Raw genomic sequence first — 1,186 nt, 5'->3', positions numbered from 1 at the left:
ACATAGACACCAACATATCAAACCGTCCGCTAAGAAAATTGCAAAAGTGCATATTCTAAAAGCGGACATTTTTACTTTGGAGAAACCGGACATTTCTACTTTGGGCTTACATTTTGATTTCGCATAAGGTGTATTATGTTAATTTTAGAGAAACTACTAAATTATATTGAGTTGTAAATATTTGAAATTCCGTTAAGATATTTTGGATTAAATTCTATTCCTAGATAGCATTCGTGTTGACTCATCTCTCCAAAAAACTTTGGTTTTGTTTTCTTATGGTTTTTGCCATAGGATGGAGTAGTGTGTCTGTTGCATCAGTAAAGATAATGCATATCAATATGCAAACTGAAATGAGCCAAGATCATTGTTTAGATCAAGCACAGCAAGTCACTCAACATGGTATTAATCACGAAGTACAGACGAATACCAATTGCCATAATCATTTAGCTCTTAATCAGAATATAGATCACAAAAAGTGTCAGGAATGTTCTAGCTTATCCTGCCAGACACAGATCTCATGTCTTCATTCTTTGCAAAGCTCGCTAGATCCCCTATATACCTTCTATTCTATAGATCAGCCTAATTTTTATTACCCCAACCAATATCTAAATGGGTATTGGCAAGAAATTTTACGTCCCCCTAAAGCTTAACCAATTTTTTTAAAATTTATTTATTTTTCAAAAATTAAGGTTAAGTTATGTCTCATAAAATTAGTTCGTACCTATTAGCAGGTATTTGTTTTGCATCGTCGCCTTTGGTTTTTGCCGAAGTGCGTGAATATCAGCTTGTTATTGATGAAGCAGTGGTCAGTCCAACTGGAAAGCCTGTAAAGCGCATTACCGTAAATGGTCAATTTCCTGCGCCTTTGCTTGAGTTTGAAGAGGGTGATGAAGCCATCATTCGCGTGAAAAATAATTTAAAAAACCAAGATTCTTCTATTCATTGGCACGGACTGTTGTTGCCGGGCATTATGGATGGTGTACCGGGATTTAATGGTTTTAACGGTATTAAGCCTCAAAGCGAGTATGTTTATAAATTCAAGATTCGCCAAAGCGGGAGTTATTGGTATCACGCTCATTCTAAAGGACAGGAACAGGACGGCTTATATGGTTCTTTTGTGATTTATCCAAAAGGTAAAACACCATTGGCAGCACATGAAAAAGCTGAACGTGACTATGTGGTGATG

At 36.2% G+C, this 1,186-nt stretch carries 2 protein-coding genes; both read left to right on the top strand.

From position 1 onward, the window contains the following. Positions 1-302: 302 nt before the first annotated feature. The gene (locus tag FTV32_RS17125) at positions 303-650 is read left to right on the top strand and encodes a hypothetical protein (protein ID WP_180029161.1); all 348 of its coding nucleotides are present in this window, start codon (positions 303-305) and stop codon (positions 648-650) included. A gap of 47 nt (positions 651-697) precedes the next feature. Beyond that, positions 698-1,186 (top strand): multicopper oxidase domain-containing protein (locus FTV32_RS17120; protein ID WP_180029160.1); only part of this gene is annotated, 489 nt, incomplete at its 3' end.

The sequence above is a fragment of the Acinetobacter sp. YH16032 genome (genome assembly GCF_013417345.1).
In the GTDB taxonomy this organism is placed as follows: domain Bacteria; phylum Pseudomonadota; class Gammaproteobacteria; order Pseudomonadales; family Moraxellaceae; genus Acinetobacter.
This window is presented reverse-complemented; position numbering and strand designations above follow the sequence as displayed.